16 protein-coding genes are annotated in these 18,987 nt (G+C 65.5%); 12 read left to right on the top strand and 4 right to left on the bottom strand.

Translation table 11 applies throughout. The features are described 5' to 3' along the window. Positions 1–4: 4 nt before the first annotated feature. The 3 genes from G6N68_RS24870 to G6N68_RS24860 all read left to right on the top strand — a co-directional run bounded on the left by G6N68_RS24870 (position 5) and on the right by G6N68_RS24860 (position 3,392). The gene (locus G6N68_RS24870; RefSeq protein ID WP_163717902.1) at positions 5–838 is read left to right on the top strand and encodes an SDR family oxidoreductase; all 834 of its coding nucleotides are present in this window, start codon (positions 5–7) and stop codon (positions 836–838) included. Positions 839–1,028: 190 nt separating this feature from the next. Continuing rightward, positions 1,029–2,516: a GH12 family glycosyl hydrolase domain-containing protein gene (locus G6N68_RS32405; protein ID WP_163717900.1), complete on the top strand. Its 1,488-nt coding sequence runs from the start codon at positions 1,029–1,031 to the stop codon at positions 2,514–2,516. Between the two features lie 84 nt (positions 2,517–2,600). After that, a complete protein-coding gene (locus G6N68_RS24860; protein ID WP_163717898.1) occupies positions 2,601–3,392 on the top strand; it encodes an SDR family NAD(P)-dependent oxidoreductase in 792 nt (263 codons plus the stop codon). Positions 3,393–3,412: 20 nt separating this feature from the next. On the opposite strand, the gene G6N68_RS24855 is transcribed toward G6N68_RS24860, so the two are convergent. Then, the gene (locus tag G6N68_RS24855) at positions 3,413–4,972 is read right to left on the bottom strand and encodes an LCP family protein (RefSeq protein WP_163717895.1); all 1,560 of its coding nucleotides are present in this window, start codon (positions 4,970–4,972) and stop codon (positions 3,413–3,415) included. 281 nt (positions 4,973–5,253) lie between these two features. Here G6N68_RS24855 and G6N68_RS24850 point away from each other — a divergent pair, with 281 nt between their 5' ends. Together G6N68_RS24850 and G6N68_RS24845 are read left to right on the top strand one after the other, a co-directional pair. Continuing rightward, positions 5,254–5,946 (top strand): LppP/LprE family lipoprotein, encoded by a 693-nt coding sequence (locus G6N68_RS24850; RefSeq protein ID WP_163717893.1) that lies wholly within the window; start codon positions 5,254–5,256, stop codon positions 5,944–5,946. A gap of 58 nt (positions 5,947–6,004) precedes the next feature. After that, on the top strand, positions 6,005–6,742 hold the full coding sequence (locus G6N68_RS24845; RefSeq protein WP_163717892.1) for a DUF2510 domain-containing protein: 738 nt from the start codon (positions 6,005–6,007) through the stop codon (positions 6,740–6,742). Positions 6,743–6,776: 34 nt separating this feature from the next. Here the strand turns inward: G6N68_RS24845 and G6N68_RS24840 are convergent, their stop codons facing one another. After that, entirely contained in the window at positions 6,777–7,151 is a 375-nt protein-coding gene (locus G6N68_RS24840; RefSeq protein WP_163717890.1) for an integrase, read from the bottom strand. 371 nt (positions 7,152–7,522) lie between these two features. Here G6N68_RS24840 and G6N68_RS24835 point away from each other — a divergent pair, with 371 nt between their 5' ends. The 3 genes from G6N68_RS24835 to G6N68_RS24825 all read left to right on the top strand — a co-directional run bounded on the left by G6N68_RS24835 (position 7,523) and on the right by G6N68_RS24825 (position 9,986). Further along, positions 7,523–8,377 (top strand): alpha/beta fold hydrolase, encoded by an 855-nt coding sequence (locus tag G6N68_RS24835; protein WP_163717888.1) that lies wholly within the window; start codon positions 7,523–7,525, stop codon positions 8,375–8,377. A gap of 111 nt (positions 8,378–8,488) precedes the next feature. Beyond that, on the top strand, positions 8,489–9,178 hold the full coding sequence (locus G6N68_RS24830; RefSeq protein WP_163717886.1) for a GAP family protein: 690 nt from the start codon (positions 8,489–8,491) through the stop codon (positions 9,176–9,178). A gap of 118 nt (positions 9,179–9,296) precedes the next feature. Further along, positions 9,297–9,986, top strand: a complete 690-nt coding sequence (locus tag G6N68_RS24825; protein ID WP_163717884.1) for a GAP family protein — start codon at positions 9,297–9,299, stop codon at positions 9,984–9,986. Between the two features lie 19 nt (positions 9,987–10,005). Here G6N68_RS24825 and G6N68_RS24820 read toward each other — a convergent pair whose 3' ends face one another. Further along, positions 10,006–13,089 carry a patatin-like protein gene (locus G6N68_RS24820; protein ID WP_163717882.1) on the bottom strand — a complete coding sequence of 1,028 codons (3,084 nt, stop codon included), beginning with the start codon at positions 13,087–13,089 and terminating at the stop codon, positions 10,006–10,008. Positions 13,090–13,328: 239 nt separating this feature from the next. Between G6N68_RS24820 and G6N68_RS32255 the strand changes: the two genes are divergently transcribed. Next, entirely contained in the window at positions 13,329–15,791 is a 2,463-nt protein-coding gene (locus tag G6N68_RS32255; RefSeq protein WP_163717880.1) for a serine/threonine-protein kinase, read from the top strand. Between the two features lie 9 nt (positions 15,792–15,800). Here G6N68_RS32255 and G6N68_RS24810 read toward each other — a convergent pair whose 3' ends face one another. After that, the gene (locus tag G6N68_RS24810) at positions 15,801–16,154 is read right to left on the bottom strand and encodes a hypothetical protein (protein WP_163717878.1); all 354 of its coding nucleotides are present in this window, start codon (positions 16,152–16,154) and stop codon (positions 15,801–15,803) included. A 189-nt stretch (positions 16,155–16,343) separates the two neighbouring features. Between G6N68_RS24810 and G6N68_RS24805 the strand changes: the two genes are divergently transcribed. The 3 genes from G6N68_RS24805 (at position 16,344) to G6N68_RS30310 (ending at position 18,951) form a co-directional block, all read left to right on the top strand. After that, positions 16,344–16,745 carry a hypothetical protein gene (locus G6N68_RS24805; RefSeq protein ID WP_240355617.1) on the top strand — a complete coding sequence of 134 codons (402 nt, stop codon included), beginning with the start codon at positions 16,344–16,346 and terminating at the stop codon, positions 16,743–16,745. A gap of 134 nt (positions 16,746–16,879) precedes the next feature. Next, positions 16,880–18,553 carry an MFS transporter gene (locus G6N68_RS24800; RefSeq protein WP_163717876.1) on the top strand — a complete coding sequence of 558 codons (1,674 nt, stop codon included), beginning with the start codon at positions 16,880–16,882 and terminating at the stop codon, positions 18,551–18,553. Between the two features lie 236 nt (positions 18,554–18,789). Continuing rightward, positions 18,790–18,951: a hypothetical protein gene (locus tag G6N68_RS30310; RefSeq protein WP_205351434.1), complete on the top strand. Its 162-nt coding sequence runs from the start codon at positions 18,790–18,792 to the stop codon at positions 18,949–18,951. Positions 18,952–18,987: the final 36 nt, after the last annotated feature.

Raw genomic sequence — 18,987 nt, 5'->3', positions numbered from 1 at the left:
GTACATGCAGCTTTCTTTCCAGGACCGGACCTACCTGGTCACCGGCGGTGGTAGCGGGATCGGCAAGGGAGTGGCGGCCGGGTTGGTCGCCGCCGGCGCGGCGGTCATGATCATCGGCCGCAATCCAGACAAGCTCGCGGCCGCGGTCGCCGAGTTGGAAGCGGTGAAAGGCCACGGCGGCGAAATCCGCTACGAGCCAGCCGATGTCACCAACGAGGACGAGACCGTCCGCGCCGTCGACGCCGCCACGGCGTGGCATGGCCGCCTGCATGGTGTCGTGCACTGCGCCGGCGGCTCCGAAACCATCGGGCCCATCACCCAGATCGACTCGGAGGCCTGGCGCCGCACCGTCGATCTCAACGTCAACGGGACGATGTACGTGCTCAAGCACTCCGCTCGCCAATTGGTGCGGGGTGGCGGCGGTTCGTTCGTCGGCATCTCGTCCATCGCGGCCAGCAACACCCATCGCTGGTTCGGCGCCTACGGCGTAACCAAGTCCGCCGTCGACCACATGATGCAGCTAGCCGCTGACGAACTCGGCCCATCATGGGTCCGGGTCAACAGCATCCGCCCCGGCCTCATCCGCACCGACCTGGTCGCGCCCATCACCGAGTCGCCGGAACTGAGCGCGGACTACCGGGCCTGCACGCCGCTGCCACGGCACGGCGAAGTCGAAGACGTCGCCAACCTCGCCATGTTCCTCCTCAGCGACGCGGCTGCCTGGATCACCGGACAGCTCATCAACGTCGACGGCGGCCACTTGCTGCGGCGCGGCCCGGACTTTTCGGCGATGCTCGAGCCCGCCTTCGGCGCCGACGGGCTGCGCGGAGTTGTTTAATTTGCACAATTCCGTGCAAATGTAAATTTCCTAGACGATCGCAATAGTCGATCGAATAGCGCACCCCTTTTTCTTCGCAATTCCGGCTGCACCGGTGTCGACGTGGTGATACGTTCCCCGGTGAACTCATCGTTATCTGTCTGAGATCTGTTCGTTATTGCGACATTGTGTCCCTGTCGGAGGATTTGATATGTCATTTGTTTTGGTCGCACCGGACGCGCTGGCGGTGACGGCGGCCGATCTCGCCGGCATTGGCTTTAACCTCACCGCTGCGAACGCCGCCGCTGCGGCACCGACGACGACAATCGCGACCGCCGCTGCGGATGAGGTGTCGGCGGCGATCACCGGGTTGTTCACGGTGCATGCCCGCGAGTATCAGCAGGTGAGCGCGCAGCTGACGCAGCAGATTCAGCTCCGATTCGTGCAGGCGCTGAACGCGGGAGCGCAGTGGTACGCCTCCGCGGAGCGGAACTTTGCGTTGTCGCTGCAGAATTTCGAGAGCCAGGTCCGCGGCGTGGTGGACTTGCTGCTCGGCCGTGCGCCAACGTCCGCCAGCCAGGTGGCTCCCACCGAGCCCACCCCGCCGACCGGGCCACCGGAAACCCCGCCCACCACGCCGCCCACTGGCAGCGGGCTCACGGCCACCTACAGCGCGTCACAGTGGGACCACGGCTTCAACGGCAAATACACGATCACCAACCCGACCGCCTCGGCGATGACCAACTGGCAGCTCCAATTCACCCTGCCGGAAAACACCTCCATCTCGAATGTGTGGAACGCGCAGGTCAGCCAGTCGGGAACGAAGTACACCCTGACGCCGATGAGCTACAACGGCACGATCGAGCCCGGCGCCTCTATCGATGTCGGCTTCCAAGGTTCGCACCCCACCGGCGGCTATTCGCCACCGACCAACGTGCTGCTCAACGGGGATCCGGTCACGACCACTCCGCCCACGACGCCGCCGACGACCCCGCCCGTCACGCCGCCGCCGGGGGCGACGGTGATTTCCACGCAGTATGGGACGACGACGGTCAACGGTGGGTATGTGGTGCAGAACAATGCGTGGAACAACCCGTCGGGGCAGACGATTGCGGTGGATCCCACGGGTGGGTTCACGATCACGCAGATGAATGGGTCGGCGTCGACCAATGGTGCGCCGTTGGGGTATCCGTCGATTTTCGAGGGGGTGCATTACGGCACGTCGTCGACGGGGACGAATCTGCCGATTCAGTTGAGTCTGATCGATACGGCGATGACCAGTATCGATTACAACTACGTGCCGACGGGGGTGTGGAACGCCTCCTACGACATCTGGCTGGATTCGAGCTACACCACTACCGGGGTCAACGATCACGAGATCATGATCTGGTTCAACCATCAGGGTCCGATTCAGCCGGTGGGTTCGCCGACGGGGAATGTGACGGTGGCGGGCAGGAACTTCACGTTGTGGATGGGCAGCAATGGTCAAAACACGGTGACGTCGTATGTGGCGACCGAGCCGATCGAGGTGTGGACCTTCGATGTGATGGATTTCGTCGACCACACCGACAGCATCGCCAGCTTGCCGGTCAACCAGAGCTGGTATCTGACCAGCATCCAAGCCGGCTTCGAACCCTGGCAGGGCGGCGTGGGCCTGGCCGTCGAATCCTTCGACGCCAAGGTCACCACGACCACTTGAGGCGGGAAGGCCCCCGAATTGGCCTGCCGTCACCCTTGCGATGATGGTCACGCCGAGTGCCCGCATGCATAGGGGGAGAAGCCGATGAACCGACTCGACGGCCAGCGGATCTTGGTCACCGGCGCTGCCTCGGGAATCGGGCAGTCCACCGCCCTGCGGCTCCTGGCCGAGGGCGCATCGGTGGTCGGTGTCGACATCATCGCCGACGGGCTGGCCAAGACCCAGGCCCGGGCCGACGAAAGTGCAACCGGTGATCGGTTCACCGCCTACGAGCTGAACGTGGCCGACGAGCAGTCGGTGGTCGCGGGGGTGCGCCGGGCCGTCGAGACGTTGGGCGGCCTGGATTCGCTGGTCAACGCCGCCGGCATCCTGCGCGCCGCGCACACCCACCAAACCAGCACCGAGCTGTGGAACCAGATCATCGCCGTGAACCTGACCGGCACCTTCCTTGTGGTCCGCGAAGCGCTGCCGGCACTACTGGAGAACCAGCGCAGCACGATCGTGAATTTCAGCTCCACGTCGGCGTCCTTCGCGCACCCGTACATGGGCGCCTACGCGGCCAGTAAGGGTGGAGTTCAGGCGTTCACCCACTCGCTGGCGCTCGAGTACGCCGGCCAGGGTCTGCGAGCGGTGTGCGTGGCGCCCGGCAGCATCAAGACCGGCCTCACCGACGCCACCGGCGGATACATTCCGCAGGACGCCAATTGGAAGCTGTTCACCAGGCTGATGCCGATCCTGCCCACCACGGAGACGTCCAGCGGCGCCGGAATGGCCGACCCGTCGGCCGTCGCCGGCGTGGTGGCCATGCTGGTTTCCGAAGACGGCGCGTTCATCACCGGCACCGAGATCCGGATCGACGGCGGAACGCACGCCTAGTTCAGTAGTTCACTACTTCACTAGTTGACACACGGCACCCCGCCGCCGTCGAGCGGCTTGCCGCGATCGGGCGTCGGGTAGGTCGTCAGGGTGCCGTTGTAGTAGTACGAGTACGGCGTGACAGATGTCGTGCTCGTGGTGGTCGTCGTGGCTTCGTCGGCCGCCGGCAGCGAGAAGTTGGTGTCCACCGTGACCCGTACATGCCCGGGCGCCAGAGTGGGGTCAGGCTGGCTGGGGGCGTCGATGTCGAGGAGGTTCGCCACGTTGTGTGCGTCGGCGTCTGCGCCGACGCCGTAGGCGATCGTCGTGGTCGAAGGGTCGCCGGATTGACGGTCGCGCACCTGGCCCGTGGTGTAGCCCTTCTTCTGCAGCGCGCTGGACACCTGGCTCGCCATGCCGCTGATGCTGCCGGAATTGATCACATCGACCACGGTCTCCGGGTTGGGCTTGACCGTCGTCGTGGTGGCGGGAGCGTCTGGTGGAGGGGCGCCGATAGCCGCGGCGATCTCAGCCTTGATCGCGACCGGGTCGATGATGTTGACGTCCTGGCCGTCGATGTTGTCGTAACGGACCACCGGCAGCGTCCGGAACTCCACGTTGCCGTTCCCGGAGTCGCCCGCCAGATCGCCCATGCGTCGGAACAGGTTCTCGTCCCAACCGGCGGACAACACGACGTCTTTGCGCGCGACGGCCATCAGGTTGCTGAGCCGGTCCAGGTTGGTAAACGTGCCGGACGCCTTGAGATCGCGCATCACCGACGACAGAAACGCCTGCTGCCGGTGGGTGCGGTCCAGGTCCCCGTTGTCCAGGCCGTGCCGCTGCCGCACGAACGCCAGGGCCTGCGACGCGTTCAACCGCTGCCGCCCGGCGGGGAAGTCGGCGCCGGAGTACGAGTCGTAGACGGGTTGGTTCAGGCACACCTCGACGCCGCCCAGCGTCTGGGCCAGGTCATAGAAGCCCGCCAGATTGACCTCGGCGAAGTAGTCGATAGGAAGCCCCGTCAGGCTGCGCACCGCCCGCAGGGTGGCGGCGCGACCGGCCTCGCGGCCCCGCGTCTCGAGCTCACGCTGAGAGGTGACGCCCTGGTTGATCAGTTGCTGCGCGACGTACTGCTTGGTCAGCCCGTAAGCCTCTTTGATCTTGATGTGGTTGTATCCGGGCACTCCGTTGAAGGGCACCCAGTCGTCACGGGGGATCGAGAAGGCGACGACCTTCCCGTCGGCGCCTACGTGCACCAGGATCAGCGTGTTCGTGTTGTAACCGCCCTGGTCGGAGTCGCCGGCGTGCAGTTGATTCAGGATTGACTGCGGCAGGTCGTTGCCGTCTTGGTCCTTACGCGAATCCAACCCGATGAGCAGGATGTTCATGTTGTTGCCGGTGGATCGCGGGTCCTCGGCGGTCAGCGCCTGCGAGATCGTGATGCCGCCCAGCGCGCCGTGGGCCACCCAATAGCCCGCGCCGGTCAGCACCAGCGCGACCAGCGACACCAGCGTCATCAGGACGCGGGTCACCCGCCGCCGCAAGCGCGACGGCTGCGGCGTTGCCCGCCGTCGGTGACGGCCTTTGCTGGCTGCTCCCATTTAGCAGCCCCGGCCCGCCATCCGCGCAGCACCCAGCACCGAACCGGCCGGCACTCGGCCGTCGGTTTGCGGTGATGTCGCTTGCTGCATGACGTCCAGTATGCGGTAAATTGCTGCGCGCCCCCTAGCCTCGTTGCTCGGATGTGGGCAGTCTCACCTGTGGAAATGGCTGAAGTAAAGCGCCGCGTTATTTCCGCTACCAGCACGTTCTGGCTACAATTCGCCAATCTGGGGATGACCGGGGGAGTAAGCGAGACGTTTATCCGGAGAGGTCTGTAGCAGTGGCAGCTGAGCAGGTCGACCAGGTCGACCCCAACTGGCCGCCGCCGGCTTATGACCCGTCTGACGACATCGATACGACGCCGCCGACGGAAGCTGCCCGGCCCACGCCCTCCCGCTGGCTGGTTGCCGCCGGTGCGCTCGCCATAGGCATCGGCGCCGCCGCCGTCTTCATCTTCGTGGGCAAGGATTCGGATGCACCGAGCGCTTCGTCAACGCCGCCGTCAGCCACCGGTTCGTCGGCTACCGCATCCACGCCGGCCACCTCGGGTGCCACCGCGGGCACGTGCGGACCGGACGAGGCGGCCGCGCTGGCGGCCACGTTGCCCCAGCTTCCGCCGGACAAGCGGACCGGCAAGCCGTGGGACAGCAAACCCCAGTCCAGCAACTACAACCCCTGCGCCGATCTGTCCGCAGTGGTGTTGACGGTGCAGGGCGCGACTGCCAGTTCACCCGACCTGGCGTTGCTCTTTCACCGGGGGACGTACGTGGGGACCGCGACGCCCAGCACTTACGCGTTCACCGAACTGGAGGCGCCGGCCTCGACCAACGACACCGTCGTCCTCACCTATCGCACCCGGCAGAGCTGCAGCACCTGCTTGGACGGCACGCTGACGGTCGTCGGCTTCAAATGGGACGGCGACCGCGTGCAGATGCTCGATCGGCCGCCAGAGCCGCTAGAAACGCCGCCGTGAACCCACGGCTCACCAGCGCGACCCCAAACGTGACGAACCCTCACGAGCGGAACGGAGCATGACGGTGCCGACTTCGCCCCCGGCAGGATGGTTTGCCGATCCTGACGGATCAGGGGGGCAGCGATACTGGGACGGCGCGAAGTGGACCACGCATCGTCGGGCAGCGGAATCGACGTCCGCGCGCCCGTCGGGTGGGGTTCGTCAGCGCTGGCTGGCGCTGCCCACGGCGCTGCGGTTCCTGATTCCCACCGCGTTGGTAGTGATCGTGGGTGTTATCGGCTTGATCGCTTGGACGACGTCACCGACGGACTATTGGGCGCGGCTGCCGAAGCGTCTGAGTTGCCAGACCCAGGACGGACCCCGGCCCCCCACCAGCATCACCGTGGCGACGGTCGAGGCCAAGCGTCCCCGAAAGGGCGTGCTGGAGTTGCTGATTCGGTTCGAGCAGCCGCTGCCGCAGTCTCCTTCGGGTTCCCGTGCCAAGGGATTCGTCGGTTACGTGCTGACCTACAGCGTCGCCAACAACGGCAAGAAATTCGCCGAACTGGGTCCGGAGCAAGACACCGACGACCTTGCCATCATTGACACGCTAGGCCCCAATGCCGGGGAAACGTCGATGCGGCCGGACCGAGACACCACTGCCCGCCGGACCTCCTCGGACACCGTGCAGGTCTACCTCGAACTCAAGCGGTTTGGCATTGAGAACGAAGTGGTGAACCCGTCACTCACCCTGGATGCCCAATTCAACACCCCGTCGACCACCACGGTGAAGTTCGCGCCGCAGCTCTGCCAGTAGCGTCAGCAGCGAAAGCCGTTCTCGCGGAAGGTCCTCAGCAGTACGGGTAGGCGATGTTCCAGTGGCCGTTGACGTAATCGGCGACGAAGCGGCCACCCAGCCGAGGATCGGCATCGTTGATATTTCCGGTTCCGCCGACGTTCGGCGCGAACCCGGGCGGATCCCAGGTCACCGACTGCGGGTTGGCGGGTAGGTCGGGTGTGCAGTCGGCCTGTTTGTTGACGTAACCCTCGACCACGCGTTGCTCGGCGGTGGATTGGTCACCGGCATCGGGTGCTGGATCGGCCGGGTAAAAATGCGTTGCGGGGCTGATGCTTTGGCTGGCGGTGGCCGAGGCGACCGCGGTCGTGACCGGCGTTGAGGCCAGTGCGGTTGCAGCAACCACGATGATGGTGATGCGGCGGGGCATATCAGCCACCTTTCACGATTTCTTCGCCATACGTGTAGTACACCGGAACATTGGAACCCAGCACAGTCTCCATTAGGAAGATGGCGAGCGCCTCCGCCTCATAGGAGCGGTGCACTTTGCCCTGGGCGTCCTGCCTCGTCGAAGGCCACAATCCGCATGGTCGGTGCCACCCATTGCAATGACAACCTCGCTCCGTCGCCGATGTGTCAGCCTCCGCAGTGTAGGTGACTCGGTGTAACGCCTTGACCCAGATCCCTTCGCCCCGCACCATGTGCGTACCCACGCGACACTGACCCCCTGAACCTCATCGTGGAGGTGAGTCGGTTTGAACGGCGCCGCAACGGATTACGGCTGCTATGTTTGTTGACCACATGACGACCGACCACGTCCTGGGCCTTCGTGACGGACGGACACTCAGCTACGCGGAATACGGAGACCGGCAAGGGTTTCCAATCATCAATGCGCACGGCGGGCTGGCCTGTCGCTTAGATGTCGAGGCCGCCGCGGCGATGGCGAGCGAGCGCGGGGTGCGGCTGATCTCTCCCGATCGACCGGGCGTCGGACGGTCTGACCCCAAGCCCGGCCGCACCATCCGCGATTGGGCCAGCGATGTCGTCGAACTGATAAACGCCCTCGATATCGACCGGTTTGCGGCGATGGGTTGGTCGCTCGGCGGCCAATATGCCGCGGCGCTCGCTTGCGTGTTGCCGGCTCGCGTGACACGCGTCGCGATCGTCGCCGGCATGGTGCCACTGACCGAGCCGGGGGCTGTCGAGGCTCTGCCGGCCATCGACCGGACATACCTCAAGCTGTCCCAGCGTGCACCCTGGCTGGCCCGACAGTGCCTCTACGCCACCGGATTTGCCGCGATGTGCGCCCCGCCGTTGTATGGCCGGCTAGCCGCCCGGAGTCTCGGCGCGGCCGATGCGGCGGTATTGCGGGCACAGGGCTATGGCACGTTCGCCAGGATGTCCCGGGAGGCGCTGCGGCAACCCGGGGGCGTCGTGGAAGAGTACCGGGCGATGGTCCGGCCGTGGGGTTTTGAGCTCGAAGATCTGCAGGTGCCGGTGGACGTGTGGGCGGGAACCGAGGACCAGCTACTGGATGCAAAGTGGACCCAGCGGCTTGCAGAGCGGATCCCCAACGCCACAATGCATTTGGTGTCCGGCGGGCACTTCCTTGCCCACCACCACTACCCAGAGATCTTTGAGAGCCTGAAGCGGTGACGGATCAGTGACGGGTCGGCAAGGCACAGGAGCCGGTCAAAGCCAGCGTCTAAGCCGGCGTCAAAGCCGGCAGGGACACGCTGCATTGAGTGCACGCTTACCTCGGCGTCAATGGGAGGATTGCTGCCCGTGACAGGAAATTGGGGCCCGGTGCTGGCCAGTTTGGTTCCGCTGGCACTCGTCATCGCCGTCTCGCCGCTGACCATCATCCCGGCGGTCCTCGTCTTGCAGGCGCCACGACCACGGCCGGCCAGTCTGGCGTTTCTTACCGGTTGGGTACTGGGGCTGGCCGCGCTCACCGCGATCTTCGTAGTCGGCTCCGGCGCACTCGGCGACCTGAACACAGCGCCCCCGGCCTGGGCCTCGTGGCTGCGGATCGTCCTCGGGTCGGCCCTTATCTTGTTCGGCATCTACCGCTGGGTCAGCCGGAAAGGGCACAGCGAGTCACCGCGCTGGATGCGCTCGTTTGCCACCATCACCCCGCAGCGCGCGGGGATCGTCGGCGCGGTGCTGGTCGTGGTACGGCTCGAGGTGTCGGCTCTTGTCCTGGCCGCCGGGTTGGACATTGGCACCAGCCGCCTCGGCACGGTGGGTCAGTGGCTGGCCGCCGCGATATTTGTCGGTCTGTCCGCCTCCACGGTGGCAATTCCCATCCTTGCTTACGCGGCCGCGGGGGACCGTCTCGACGACCAGCTCAATCGACTCAAAGACTGGATGGAAAAGAACCACGCCGCGATGCTTGCGGCCGTCCTGGTCCTGATCGGGCTGATGGTGTTGTCCAAAGGGATCGAAGCTGTCTGAAGATGCGGCCCGGGGTTGTCACCGTGGCGTCCGTCCTTGCGAACTGCGGTGGGCGGCGCCGGCGCCACCGACGCATTGAACCCGGCCTGCAATAAATGAGTGCCTTCGCCCGCCTCCGATGCGAGGATTACCGGCCGTGACGGCAAGTTGGGGATCAGAGCTGACCAGGTTGACCGCGCTCGCGTTGGTGATCGCGACTTCGCCGATAACGGTCATCCCCGCGGTGCTGGTCTTGCATGCACCGCGGCCGCGGCCTACCGGTCTGGCCTTCCTGGGCGGCTGGCTGCTCGGCCTGGGCGCGGCGACCGCGGCGTTCATCTCTGTTTCGGACAAATTCAGCGGGTTGACCCACTCACCGCCGACATGGGCATCCTGGCTGCGAGTGGTGCTCGGTTCGGCGCTCATCGTGTTCGGTATCTACCGGTGGGTGACGCGGCGCAACCACGCGCACGTTCCGGCCTGGATGAGTTCGTTCAGTCGGCTGACGCCACCGCGCGCGGGCGTGACGGGCGCGGTACTCGCAGTGGTACGCCCCGAGGTGCTGATCATTTGTGCGGTGGCCGGTTTGGGCATCGGCACCAACGGCCTGGGCGCGGCGAGCGATTGGATATCCGGCGTGTTCTTCGTCGTCATGTCCTCGTTGACGGTCATCATTCCCATCGTCGCGTATGCGGGTGCCGGTGCGCGGCTTGATGATCCGTTGGAACGACTCAAGGTGTGGATGGAGGAGAACAGCGCCGCGCTCGTCGCCGTCGTTCTGGTTCTCATCGGCTTGATGGTGCTGTACAACGGCGTTCGCGCCCTGTAGCCGGCCCTGTAGTCGGCCGCTAGCGCTTGGGCTTGGTCGCGCCGATCAGCGCCATGACCATGACGATTCCGCCGACGATGGCCAGTCGGATCCACCACCGTAAGTCCGGCAAGTGCGCGTCACCGCCGAACAGGGCGTGGTTGATCGCCAGGGAAAGCCCCGCGCCGACAAGGAATGACGGCAACAGGACCCAGAGCAATGCGTTGGACGACCACCATGCCCTGCGCACGATGAGATAGCCACCGGCCACCGCGACCAGCACACCGATCACCCCGAGTGCCGTTGCCGGTTGAAGTGCCGCCGCAACGCCCAAGGCCAGGAGTAACGCGGCGCCAATGGTCAGCCTGACGGTGCTTCTCGCCCAGGACACAAGCTGATACCCAGCGAGTGCCAGCGCTCGGACAATACCCACCAGCGGTCGAGCGGCCGCGGGCAACTTTCGGATGGACCGGACCGCCCCGGCGCCGGTAGCCGCGGTTTTGGCCACGGTACTTGTCATCAGCGGCGAGCCCCAGTCGCCGCCCAGGGTTTCCTTGGCGACTGGATTGTCGTTCAGCAACCCGTATTTGGCGTCGGGGGATGTCGCCGTCAGCACCTCTTTGGCCCAGGCTTGTGAGGTCTGTGGACTCCAATCCGGCCGTTGTTGCTCACCCGGGTCGATCACGGTGTTCGCCAGCGCATCGAGTTCCTCGTCCAGGACGTGTTGCTGCCACGCCTGGGCCAGCCACATCGACGTCTTGGGCAGGCTGGGCGGCATCTCCGCCTTCGGGTCGTCGAGGAAGGCTAGCTCGCTAAGCAGTTCATCGACTGTGTGCTGGCCGGAGGATGGAAAGTCCAGTTGTGCAATCCCTTTGAGCCTACGCAGGAACCACTGCGCGCCGCTCTCCCGGCCGTCGGCGGATTGGCGACGTTCGTCCCGGCGTGCCTCAACCACCCACCGCACCCGACGCGGGTCCAGCAGCACGTGAACCAGCCAGCCGGCCCCGTCGAGTCGGCCCCACATCCAGTCATTGGCCCGCCACGAACGCTTGTAGAAGGCGCCGAAATGGTGAAGCTGCATACCGGTGAGCTTCTGTTGCGCCGTCTCGTATACCGGCGCAAGGAGACTTCGGGTGTCCGCGCTCACCTGCACCAGCTCCACGGACTGGTCGATGTCGTCCTCTGCCGGCAGCATCGCGCGCTGCGTGGTCGCCAGGTCGAACAGCTTCCCCGCCATGGCTGACGGATCGGCCTCCGGCCCCAGGTAGCGCAGATACGTCGCCAGCTGACCGGCGGCGGTATGCCTCCGTTGCAGCAGTGAACCGCGTTGTGCCCCAGCGCTATCGGCAAGCCCGTCGGCAAGTCGCTGCAATGTGCGGTAACCGCGGGACAAGACCCCGCCGAGTTTGTGCCACGACTCCTCCTGCACCCGCGCGTGCTCCAGGTATGTCTCGGCAAGTTGGTGCGCGGCGTCGCCAATCGAGCCTTGGCGAATGGCCTTGTCGGTGCATACGTTTCGCACCAGCCGAACCAGATCGACGGGTTCGGGCGGTGGGCACGCGGCGTGGATTCCGTAGGTCAGATTCGTCAATTCGGTGATTTGCGCTGGGGATTGGGCAAGTTGGTACGCCGCACTGACGACGGCGATCGCACACCCCTTTGCCAGGTCGTAGGCCGGTTGGCCGTACCGGGCGAATTCGGCTGGACTGTCGGGAAGCGGGCGGCCAGGCGCGGACCAACGACTCAGAACCGACCCCGCTACGCGCCGGCGGCACACCTTCTCGGCATCGCCGCCGATCTTGAGTTCGTCTTGCCAGTGCTCCGGAATGCTCTCGGCCAGCGCGCTCGACGCCGGCGGCCAGGTGCCGAGCTGGCGCAGCAGCGCGTCGGTGAGTTGGTGCGCATGGTTGGTCGCCTCGCGCGTTTCATAGTCGGCCAACAGCGACGAGGTGAGCAGCCGCCCGTCGTTCCGCAGGTTCGCGGCAAGCTCGGCGAGGCGCAGTTTGGTTTCCGTTCGCGCCTCCATGCGGTCCTGGTGGGAGCGGATCGCTCGCAGGTCGGCCGCGATGGATTGGGTGGTGAGTGCCCCCAGGTTCTTCAGCAGTGCTTCGACCAGTCCGAGCGGCGCGTCGATGTCGTCCGCCGGCGGCTCTTCCGCCGGGTCTGGCGACGGGCCCGCCGACGGGACCACGAACAGCAACACCCGGCGCACCTGTCGTCCGGCGCGACGATCGAAGATGCGCCTGAGCAGAACGCCGATCGGGCGGTTGTCCAGCAAGCCGCCGTCGGCCACCCAATGCGCCCGGGTGGTGTTGGCGTAGGGCTGCATCGGCGGCCGGGCCGGCACCTTGTCGGTGGCGGGCGTTCCCTCGGTAAACGGCACGAAGGAGGGCTCGAAGGCGACGGGGAACGAAGCCGAGCTGCGTGCCGCCAATGCCAGCGCCAACACCGGTGCCGTGCCCGTCTCGGTGAGTTGGCTGTCGGTGAAGGTGAAGACACCCCGGCGGTCGACGTCTTGCACCAACGTCCCGAACGAGTCGGTGAATCTGCTTGTCTCTCCGTCGAGCAGCGTGGTGGTGACATACAAGGTCGTTGAGATGTGGGCTTCTTCGGAAAACACGGTCGGGGGGAACGGCCCGGGCCGGAGTCGCGGAATCTCCTCCGCCAGTGACTTGAACATCCTTTCGTCGCCGTACAACAGCGAAGGGGTGTAGTCGTCTCGCGGGTTTCGGATCAAATCGGACAGTGCGCCGAGATCGAGCCAGAGGTCGCGAAGACCGCCCAGGTCGGCACCCGAAACTCGGGACGACGCAAGCAATGCCGCGTTGATGCCGCCCGCGCTGGTTCCGGACAACACGTCGACGTCGACGATCGTGTCCAGCATTTCGAGGAGTTCCAAGTACAGCCGCAGGGAGGCTTCCGCTGGTGGACTCAGTTCTGTCTGTGTGGTGCGTTCCCCGGCCCGACGCCACTGCGACGCCTGCGCGAGCAGGTTGATCTCCCGGGCCACCCCGGCCATCCAGATTGCAAGGCTGACCCCGCCGGTCATGGTCGTGGCCAGTCGGAGTTCCATTGTCGATTGGGTCGGCCGGGACGGGTTTGCCGCCGCCTGATCGAACGCCATCTAGCGCCCCCTTAGCTAACAGCCGCTACGCCGGGGCCGGTCGCGCTTCCACCAACTTCTTAGGGAAGACCCGTCCAGGAGGCTCGTTGCCACCACATAGCGGCAAAATCCGAGACTATCGCCAAATGGTCCGCTGGCGCCGGTACATGCTTGGCTTCAGAATTCTTTTAGCGCTGGGGAGGTGAGCGGACTTATTGTAAGTTTGCTAACTATTTTCGACTCTCGCTGAGGGGGGCGGAGTGGATGGGACGCCGTTCGGCCGATATCGGCTGATCGAGCTGATTGGTCGCGGTGGCATGGGCGAGGTGTGGCGCGCCTATGACACCGAGACCCAGCGCGTCGTCGCCGTAAAAGTGCTGCCGGTGAACCTGGCCAACGACCCAACCTTTATAGAGCGTTTTCGGCGGGAGGCTCTGGCGGCGGCCGGGCTCAACGACCCCCATGTGGTACCGATTCACCATTTCGGTGAAATCGACGGCCGTCTTTATGTGGACATGCGACTCGTCCACGGCCGGGATTTGCAGGCGATCATCGCCAACGGGGTGCTGGACCCGGAACGTGCGGTGAACATCATTACCCAGGTGGCGTCGGCGCTGCGATCCGCTCACCGGATCGGGTTGGTGCACCGCGACGTCAAACCGTCCAACATCCTGGTCACCGAGGACGACTTTGCCTACCTGATCGATTTCGGCATCGCCCGGGCACAGGGTGAAGCGTCGATGACCGGCACCGGCAACGTGATCGGCACCTGGGCATACATGCCGCCGGAGCGAGTCACCACCGGCCAAACCGACCCGCGCGGAGACACCTACGCGTTGGGATGCGTTCTGCACGAGTGCCTTACCGGTAGCCATCCCTTCCCCGGCGACAGTCTTGAACAACAGATCGGGGGGCACCTGTCGAAACCGCCGCCCCGGCCGTCGGTCATGCGACGCGGCCTGCCGCGCGAGATCGACGACGTCATTGCCAAGGCCATGGCCAAGAACCCCGAAGACCGCTACGCGACGGTGACCGAGATGGCCGCCGCGGCAAAGGATGCGATCTCGGGTACCGGGACGCGCAAGGCGCCTGCGGTCCGGTCCGATCCCATCAAACGCCCCCCGCCGCAACGGATTCCGCCTGGCCGGCCGCAGAACGTCTTGCCGCCGGGGGGTCCGCGCCGTCCCCCCACCGACCCGAATCAGTACCCGCCGACCACCAGACGTCGTCATCCTTCCGACCCGAGTCAGTACCCACCGCCTGGGTCGCCGCAATCGTCCCGTCGGCCGTCGTCGGATCCGAATCAGTACGTCCCGCCGCAACCGCCGCCGCCCGGGTCGCCGCAATCGCCCCGGCGGCCGTCGTCGGATCCGAATCAGTACGTCCCGCCGCAACCGCCGCCGCCCGGGTCATCGCCCCGGAGGCCGGCCTCCGACCCGAACCAGTACGTCCCGCACTCGGAACGACGCCCGCCCACCGATCCGAACCAGTACGCTCCGCCCACTGTGCGTCGGCCGTCGAGCGATCCGAACCAGTTCGCTCCGCCGACGATGCGCCGGCCGGCGAGCGATCCGAATCATTTCACTCCGCTGGCCAGCCCGTCTTCGAGCGAACCGACCGTGTTCCGTCCGTCGGGTGACGATCCCGCCAGCGACCCGACGTTGTATCGGCCACCCGACGACCAGGTGACGCCGGTCCCATGGCCCGGGCCTGACGGCGTCCCAGAAGATGCGTCTCAAACTCCGCCGCCCGCCAAGGATGGCCGCCGCGCCTGGCTGATGGTGGTGGGCGCGGCCGCCCTGGTTACGGTCGTCGGCGTTGTCATCGCTTTCCTGCTGACGAGCGGCGGCGGTGATTCCGTCCCGTCGGCGGCCAGCCCGACGACGACTTCCCAGGCGAACCAGAATGCCGGAACATTCACCGGTCTTTACGCGGCTGACTTCGGCCCGAAGCTCTCGTTGTCCGGGAAGGAAGTGCCCAACTCCGATCCCCCGAGTAAAGAGACGTGGGTGGTCCGCTCATCGTGCAACCACGCGGGGTGCGTCGCCACCGCATCGAGAAAGGGTGGGGGCTACAACCACACACCCAATCTGACCTTCGACGACGTACGAGGACGCTGGATCGCGATCGTCCTGGAGGGCGGGACCTGCAACAACAAGGCGATAGAGAAATGGAACTACGTCTGGCTGCAACCACGGGCTGACGGCAAGTTGGAAGGCGAATGGATAACGGATTCGCTGGACTGCTACAGCAAGCGAAAGGTGACGTTCACCCGCACTGGCGACGCCGGTGTGGCCAGCCTGGGCAATCCGGACGACCAGCCGCCCCGTGTGGTGTCCCCGGCGCAAGGACTGCACGGCAATTACCATTTGCTGACGACCTATACCGGCCCGTCAGCGCCTCGGCCGCAGGAGGCGGACTACACCGTCGACACCATCTGCGTACGTTCCGGCGAACGTTGCTTGAGTCGGTTCGTCAGGAGTGGCGGAGAAGGGACTCAGCTGCTGCAATTCGCCAACAATGTCTGGACGAGAGATGACGAGTACGACGCATCATGCCCGGCCGGCGGAACGTCCCATGTCAAAATCACCGGAACCTTCCCGCTTCCCGAACCGCATGCGGACCCGATCACGGAGCTCAAAGGCTCCGGCTTCAAAGATGAGACCGGTAGCGCGTGCAAGGGTGGCGACTACCAGATGACATTCACCCGCACGGGTGGCTGAACGCGAATCTCAGTACGCGACGCCGATTTCGACCATGGTCATCATGCCGTCCGTGCAGCCGCGGAAGAAGTCCGCCCTGTCCAATCCCAGCCCCTGCACTTCCGCCGCCTCCCTGGCGCACCACGCCGGAATGCGTCTGGAGATGACGATGTCGGCCAGATCGAAACCCTCCGCCCGCATATGGGCGGCGGTGTCTTGAACTTCGGCGACGGCGTGCGAGTAGCCGAGTTCGTAGGAAGCATTGGTTACCTCAGCGCGCGCATTACCTGCCGTCAGGGTCGCCGCTCCCAACGCCGCCGCTGTCGCGGCGCTGATCACCAGGCTCGAGAGCGACCGAGTGGCTGAATGTGGTGGGTGCGTCATGGCGTCTCCTGGTGGCCGGATCCGCTCGGGTCGGGGCTCCTTCATGCGTCCCTGCGTGCCGTTTGAATCCTCCAGGTCAGAATTTTAGTTCTTTGGTTCCTAAAATGAAGCCGTGATGCGCAACACGCGTTCTGTTGATCAAGATCGGCATGATTGACTGTTAGATGCTTGCCAACTACTGTGTGTGGAATGTCACGTCGGAATCGTGCTGGTAAGGATCTGGCACGTGTTCTTGAGTGGCTGCTGAACCGCGATGTTCCAGACAGTGAAATCGGTTCCGCCCTGAACTTGGCAAAAGCGACCTACTCCCGTCGGAAGGACGCGGACGACTTCCCCAACTATGCCGAGTTGAGCGCGCTGGCCGAGTCCCTTGGGTTGTCCGCACGCGTCCTGCAAATCGCCTTCGGCTGGCGCGGAGAGGACGAACTGATCCTGCTCGACCTCGCCGAAATGCGCCAATACATGGAGCAGGCCGGATCGGCGATGCTGGGCAACGAAGGGGTGCGGCGCTACATCGACTCGCGGGAGCCCGACACGCCCTGGGCTAGCGCGATCCTGCAGATGTCGGCGGTCCCGGCGCCGGCCAACTGAAGTCGTCGTCAAGGCCTCGCGGCCCGCGGATCGATCACGTTTTCCCTCGGAGTCTGACGGGTATCAGGACTGTTAGTCTCGCTCCGAGACCGATAGTCTCGTTTGGTTCCTCGGTAGCGCCAAGGGGAGGGTCGATGCCCGGTATCGCGGTCAGGGCTGCCAAGCGTTTCGAACAGTCGACCACCGACACCTTTGCGCACGGGTCCGCGGCGCGCCGAGGCTGGACTCTGTTCATTGCTTGCGCCGGGGTGGCCCTCGTCATCGCCTCGATGGTCGCCCTGAATACGGCGCTGAGCGGCATCGCCGCAGCGACATCGGCGACTCAGACCCAGCTGACCTGGATCGTCGATAGCTACACCCTGCTGCTGGCGTGCTTGGTGTTGCCGGCCGGTGCCATCGGCGACCGATACGGGCGCCGCAGCGCGCTGCTCGTCGGCCTCGCCATATTCTCGGTCGCTTCGGCGGCGCCGCTGCTCCTGGACAGCCCCAGCCAGATCATTGCCGCCCGAGCGATGGCGGGCGCGGGTGCGGCGTTCGTCATGCCCGCGACGTTGTCGTTGTTGACGGCCGCGTACCCGCCCGCCGAGCGCACGAAGGCGGTCGGGGTGTGGGCCGGGGTCGCGGGGTCTGGAGGCGTGTTCGGCCTGGTCGGCACCGGTTTGCTGATTGAGGTCTTCGACTGGAGGTCGATTTTCTGGACGCTCTCGATCGCCGGATTGGTGCTGTTGTTGCTGACCCTGACGATTGCCGAGTCGCGCGACAGCACGGCGCCACGACTGGACGTGCCCGGCGCCGCAACAATTGGGGCGGCGCTCGCGGTGTTCGTGTTCGGCATCCTAGAGGCGCCCGCCCACGGCTGGGCCGACCCGCGCGTGCTCGCCTGCCTCGTCGGGGGAGTGGTGCTCGCGGTGGTTTTCGGCGTCATCGAGCTTCGCCGCCGCCATCCGCTACTGGACATCCGCCTGTTCCGCGACCCGTACTTTGGCACCGGCTCCGCGGTCATCACCGTGGTCTATCTGGCCACGTTCGCGTTGTTCTTTCTCGTCACGCAGTACCTGCAGCAGGTGCTCGGCTACTCGGCGCTTGCCGCGGCAGTTGCGTTGAGTCCCATGGCGATCCCGCTGCTGAGCCTTTCCGCGCTGTCATCGTGGTACCTGCCGAAACTCGGGCTGCGGACGGTGGTGTTCGCCAGCATGGTGCTGGTTGCGGCCGGCTTCTTGTGCATGCGCACGCTGACGGCCGACTCGTCGTATCTCGAGGTGTGCTGGCCGCTGCTGGTGATCAGTACCGGTTTCGGATTATGCACGGCGCCAACAACATCGGCGATCATGACCGCAGCGCCCGACCAGAAGCAGGGTGTCGCGTCCGCGGTCAACGACGCCACCCGGGAGGTCGGCGGCGCGATGGGCATCGCCTTGGCCGGTTCGATACTCGCCAGCAGCTACCACCATCACGTCGCGGGAGCGCTGGTCGGCCTGCCCGAACCGGTGCGTGGTCCGGCGTCCGACTCGTTGGCGAAAGCCCTTGCCGTCGCCCATCAACTCGGTCCGGATGGACTGCAACTCGCCGAGCGAAGCAAGGAGGCGTTCGTCGCCGCCACCAACAACTCCTACCTGGTGATGGCCGTCATCGTTGCGGTGGCATCGGTTTTCGTCACGATCCTTGCCCCCGGCCGCGACGGAGAGCAACTGGACTTGGTGCGTCGGCGTAGAGGCCGCGGCGCTAGCGGCGCTAAATCTGTTGCGGGTCCGGGTAATACAATTCCACCGGTCTCGCAGGACGAGTCGGTGGGTACCGCGCGCGGATAGCCGCCGTGACCACGCCCGTGGCGACGGCCGGTTTTAATCCGCGGCTTCGGTGGGTAGGCAACCAACCGTGACTGACCCGCAAACACCGCAACGAGGCACGCCGGCAGAGACGCCAGAACGGCTGACACCCGCGGAAACGCCCGAGCGTCTGACGCCGGCCGAGCCGCCGGAGCGGCCGACGCCCGGCGAGTCACCTGAGCGTCTCGATCCGGCATAACCGACGAAGGGAGTCAGACATGCGCGCCGAAGAAGGCGACGAAACGGTCAACGACTACGCCGAAGAGGCCAAGCACACCAAGAGCAAGATCGATAGCGCCCGAAGCCGCGCCGAAATCCGCCCACGGACGCTCGCCAGGCGATTCTTCCGGCTTTGGCGAGGTGAGCACGGTTCCCACTAGCGCGTCCCGTTAGCGGTCGGGCTCTAAGATCAGCCC

This window comes from Mycobacterium bourgelatii, assembly GCF_010723575.1.
In the GTDB taxonomy this organism is placed as follows: Bacteria; Actinomycetota; Actinomycetes; order Mycobacteriales; family Mycobacteriaceae; genus Mycobacterium; species Mycobacterium bourgelatii.
The sequence above is the reverse complement of the archived record's forward strand: the minus strand, read 5'-3'. Positions and strand labels throughout refer to the sequence as shown.

What these genes read in the sequence shown, in the direction of transcription:
- G6N68_RS24870 (WP_163717902.1), top strand. Translation starts at nt 5, where the DNA reads ATGCAGCTTTCTTTCCAGGACCGGACCTACCTGGTCACCGGCGGTGGT.
- G6N68_RS32405 (WP_163717900.1), top strand. Translation starts at nt 1,029, where the DNA reads ATGTCATTTGTTTTGGTCGCACCGGACGCGCTGGCGGTGACGGCGGCC.
- G6N68_RS24860 (WP_163717898.1), top strand. Translation starts at nt 2,601, where the DNA reads ATGAACCGACTCGACGGCCAGCGGATCTTGGTCACCGGCGCTGCCTCG.
- G6N68_RS24855 (WP_163717895.1), bottom strand. Translation starts at nt 4,972, where the DNA reads ATGGGAGCAGCCAGCAAAGGCCGTCACCGACGGCGGGCAACGCCGCAG.
- G6N68_RS24845 (WP_163717892.1), top strand. Translation starts at nt 6,005, where the DNA reads ATGACGGTGCCGACTTCGCCCCCGGCAGGATGGTTTGCCGATCCTGAC.
- G6N68_RS24840 (WP_163717890.1), bottom strand. Translation starts at nt 7,151, where the DNA reads ATGCCCCGCCGCATCACCATCATCGTGGTTGCTGCAACCGCACTGGCC.
- G6N68_RS24835 (WP_163717888.1), top strand. Translation starts at nt 7,523, where the DNA reads ATGACGACCGACCACGTCCTGGGCCTTCGTGACGGACGGACACTCAGC.
- G6N68_RS24830 (WP_163717886.1), top strand. Translation starts at nt 8,489, where the DNA reads ATGGGAGGATTGCTGCCCGTGACAGGAAATTGGGGCCCGGTGCTGGCC.
- G6N68_RS24825 (WP_163717884.1), top strand. Translation starts at nt 9,297, where the DNA reads ATGCGAGGATTACCGGCCGTGACGGCAAGTTGGGGATCAGAGCTGACC.
- G6N68_RS24820 (WP_163717882.1), bottom strand. Translation starts at nt 13,089, where the DNA reads ATGGCGTTCGATCAGGCGGCGGCAAACCCGTCCCGGCCGACCCAATCG.
- G6N68_RS24810 (WP_163717878.1), bottom strand. Translation starts at nt 16,154, where the DNA reads ATGACGCACCCACCACATTCAGCCACTCGGTCGCTCTCGAGCCTGGTG.
- G6N68_RS24805 (WP_240355617.1), top strand. Translation starts at nt 16,344, where the DNA reads ATGTCACGTCGGAATCGTGCTGGTAAGGATCTGGCACGTGTTCTTGAG.
- G6N68_RS24800 (WP_163717876.1), top strand. Translation starts at nt 16,880, where the DNA reads ATGCCCGGTATCGCGGTCAGGGCTGCCAAGCGTTTCGAACAGTCGACC.
- G6N68_RS30310 (WP_205351434.1), top strand. Translation starts at nt 18,790, where the DNA reads ATGCGCGCCGAAGAAGGCGACGAAACGGTCAACGACTACGCCGAAGAG.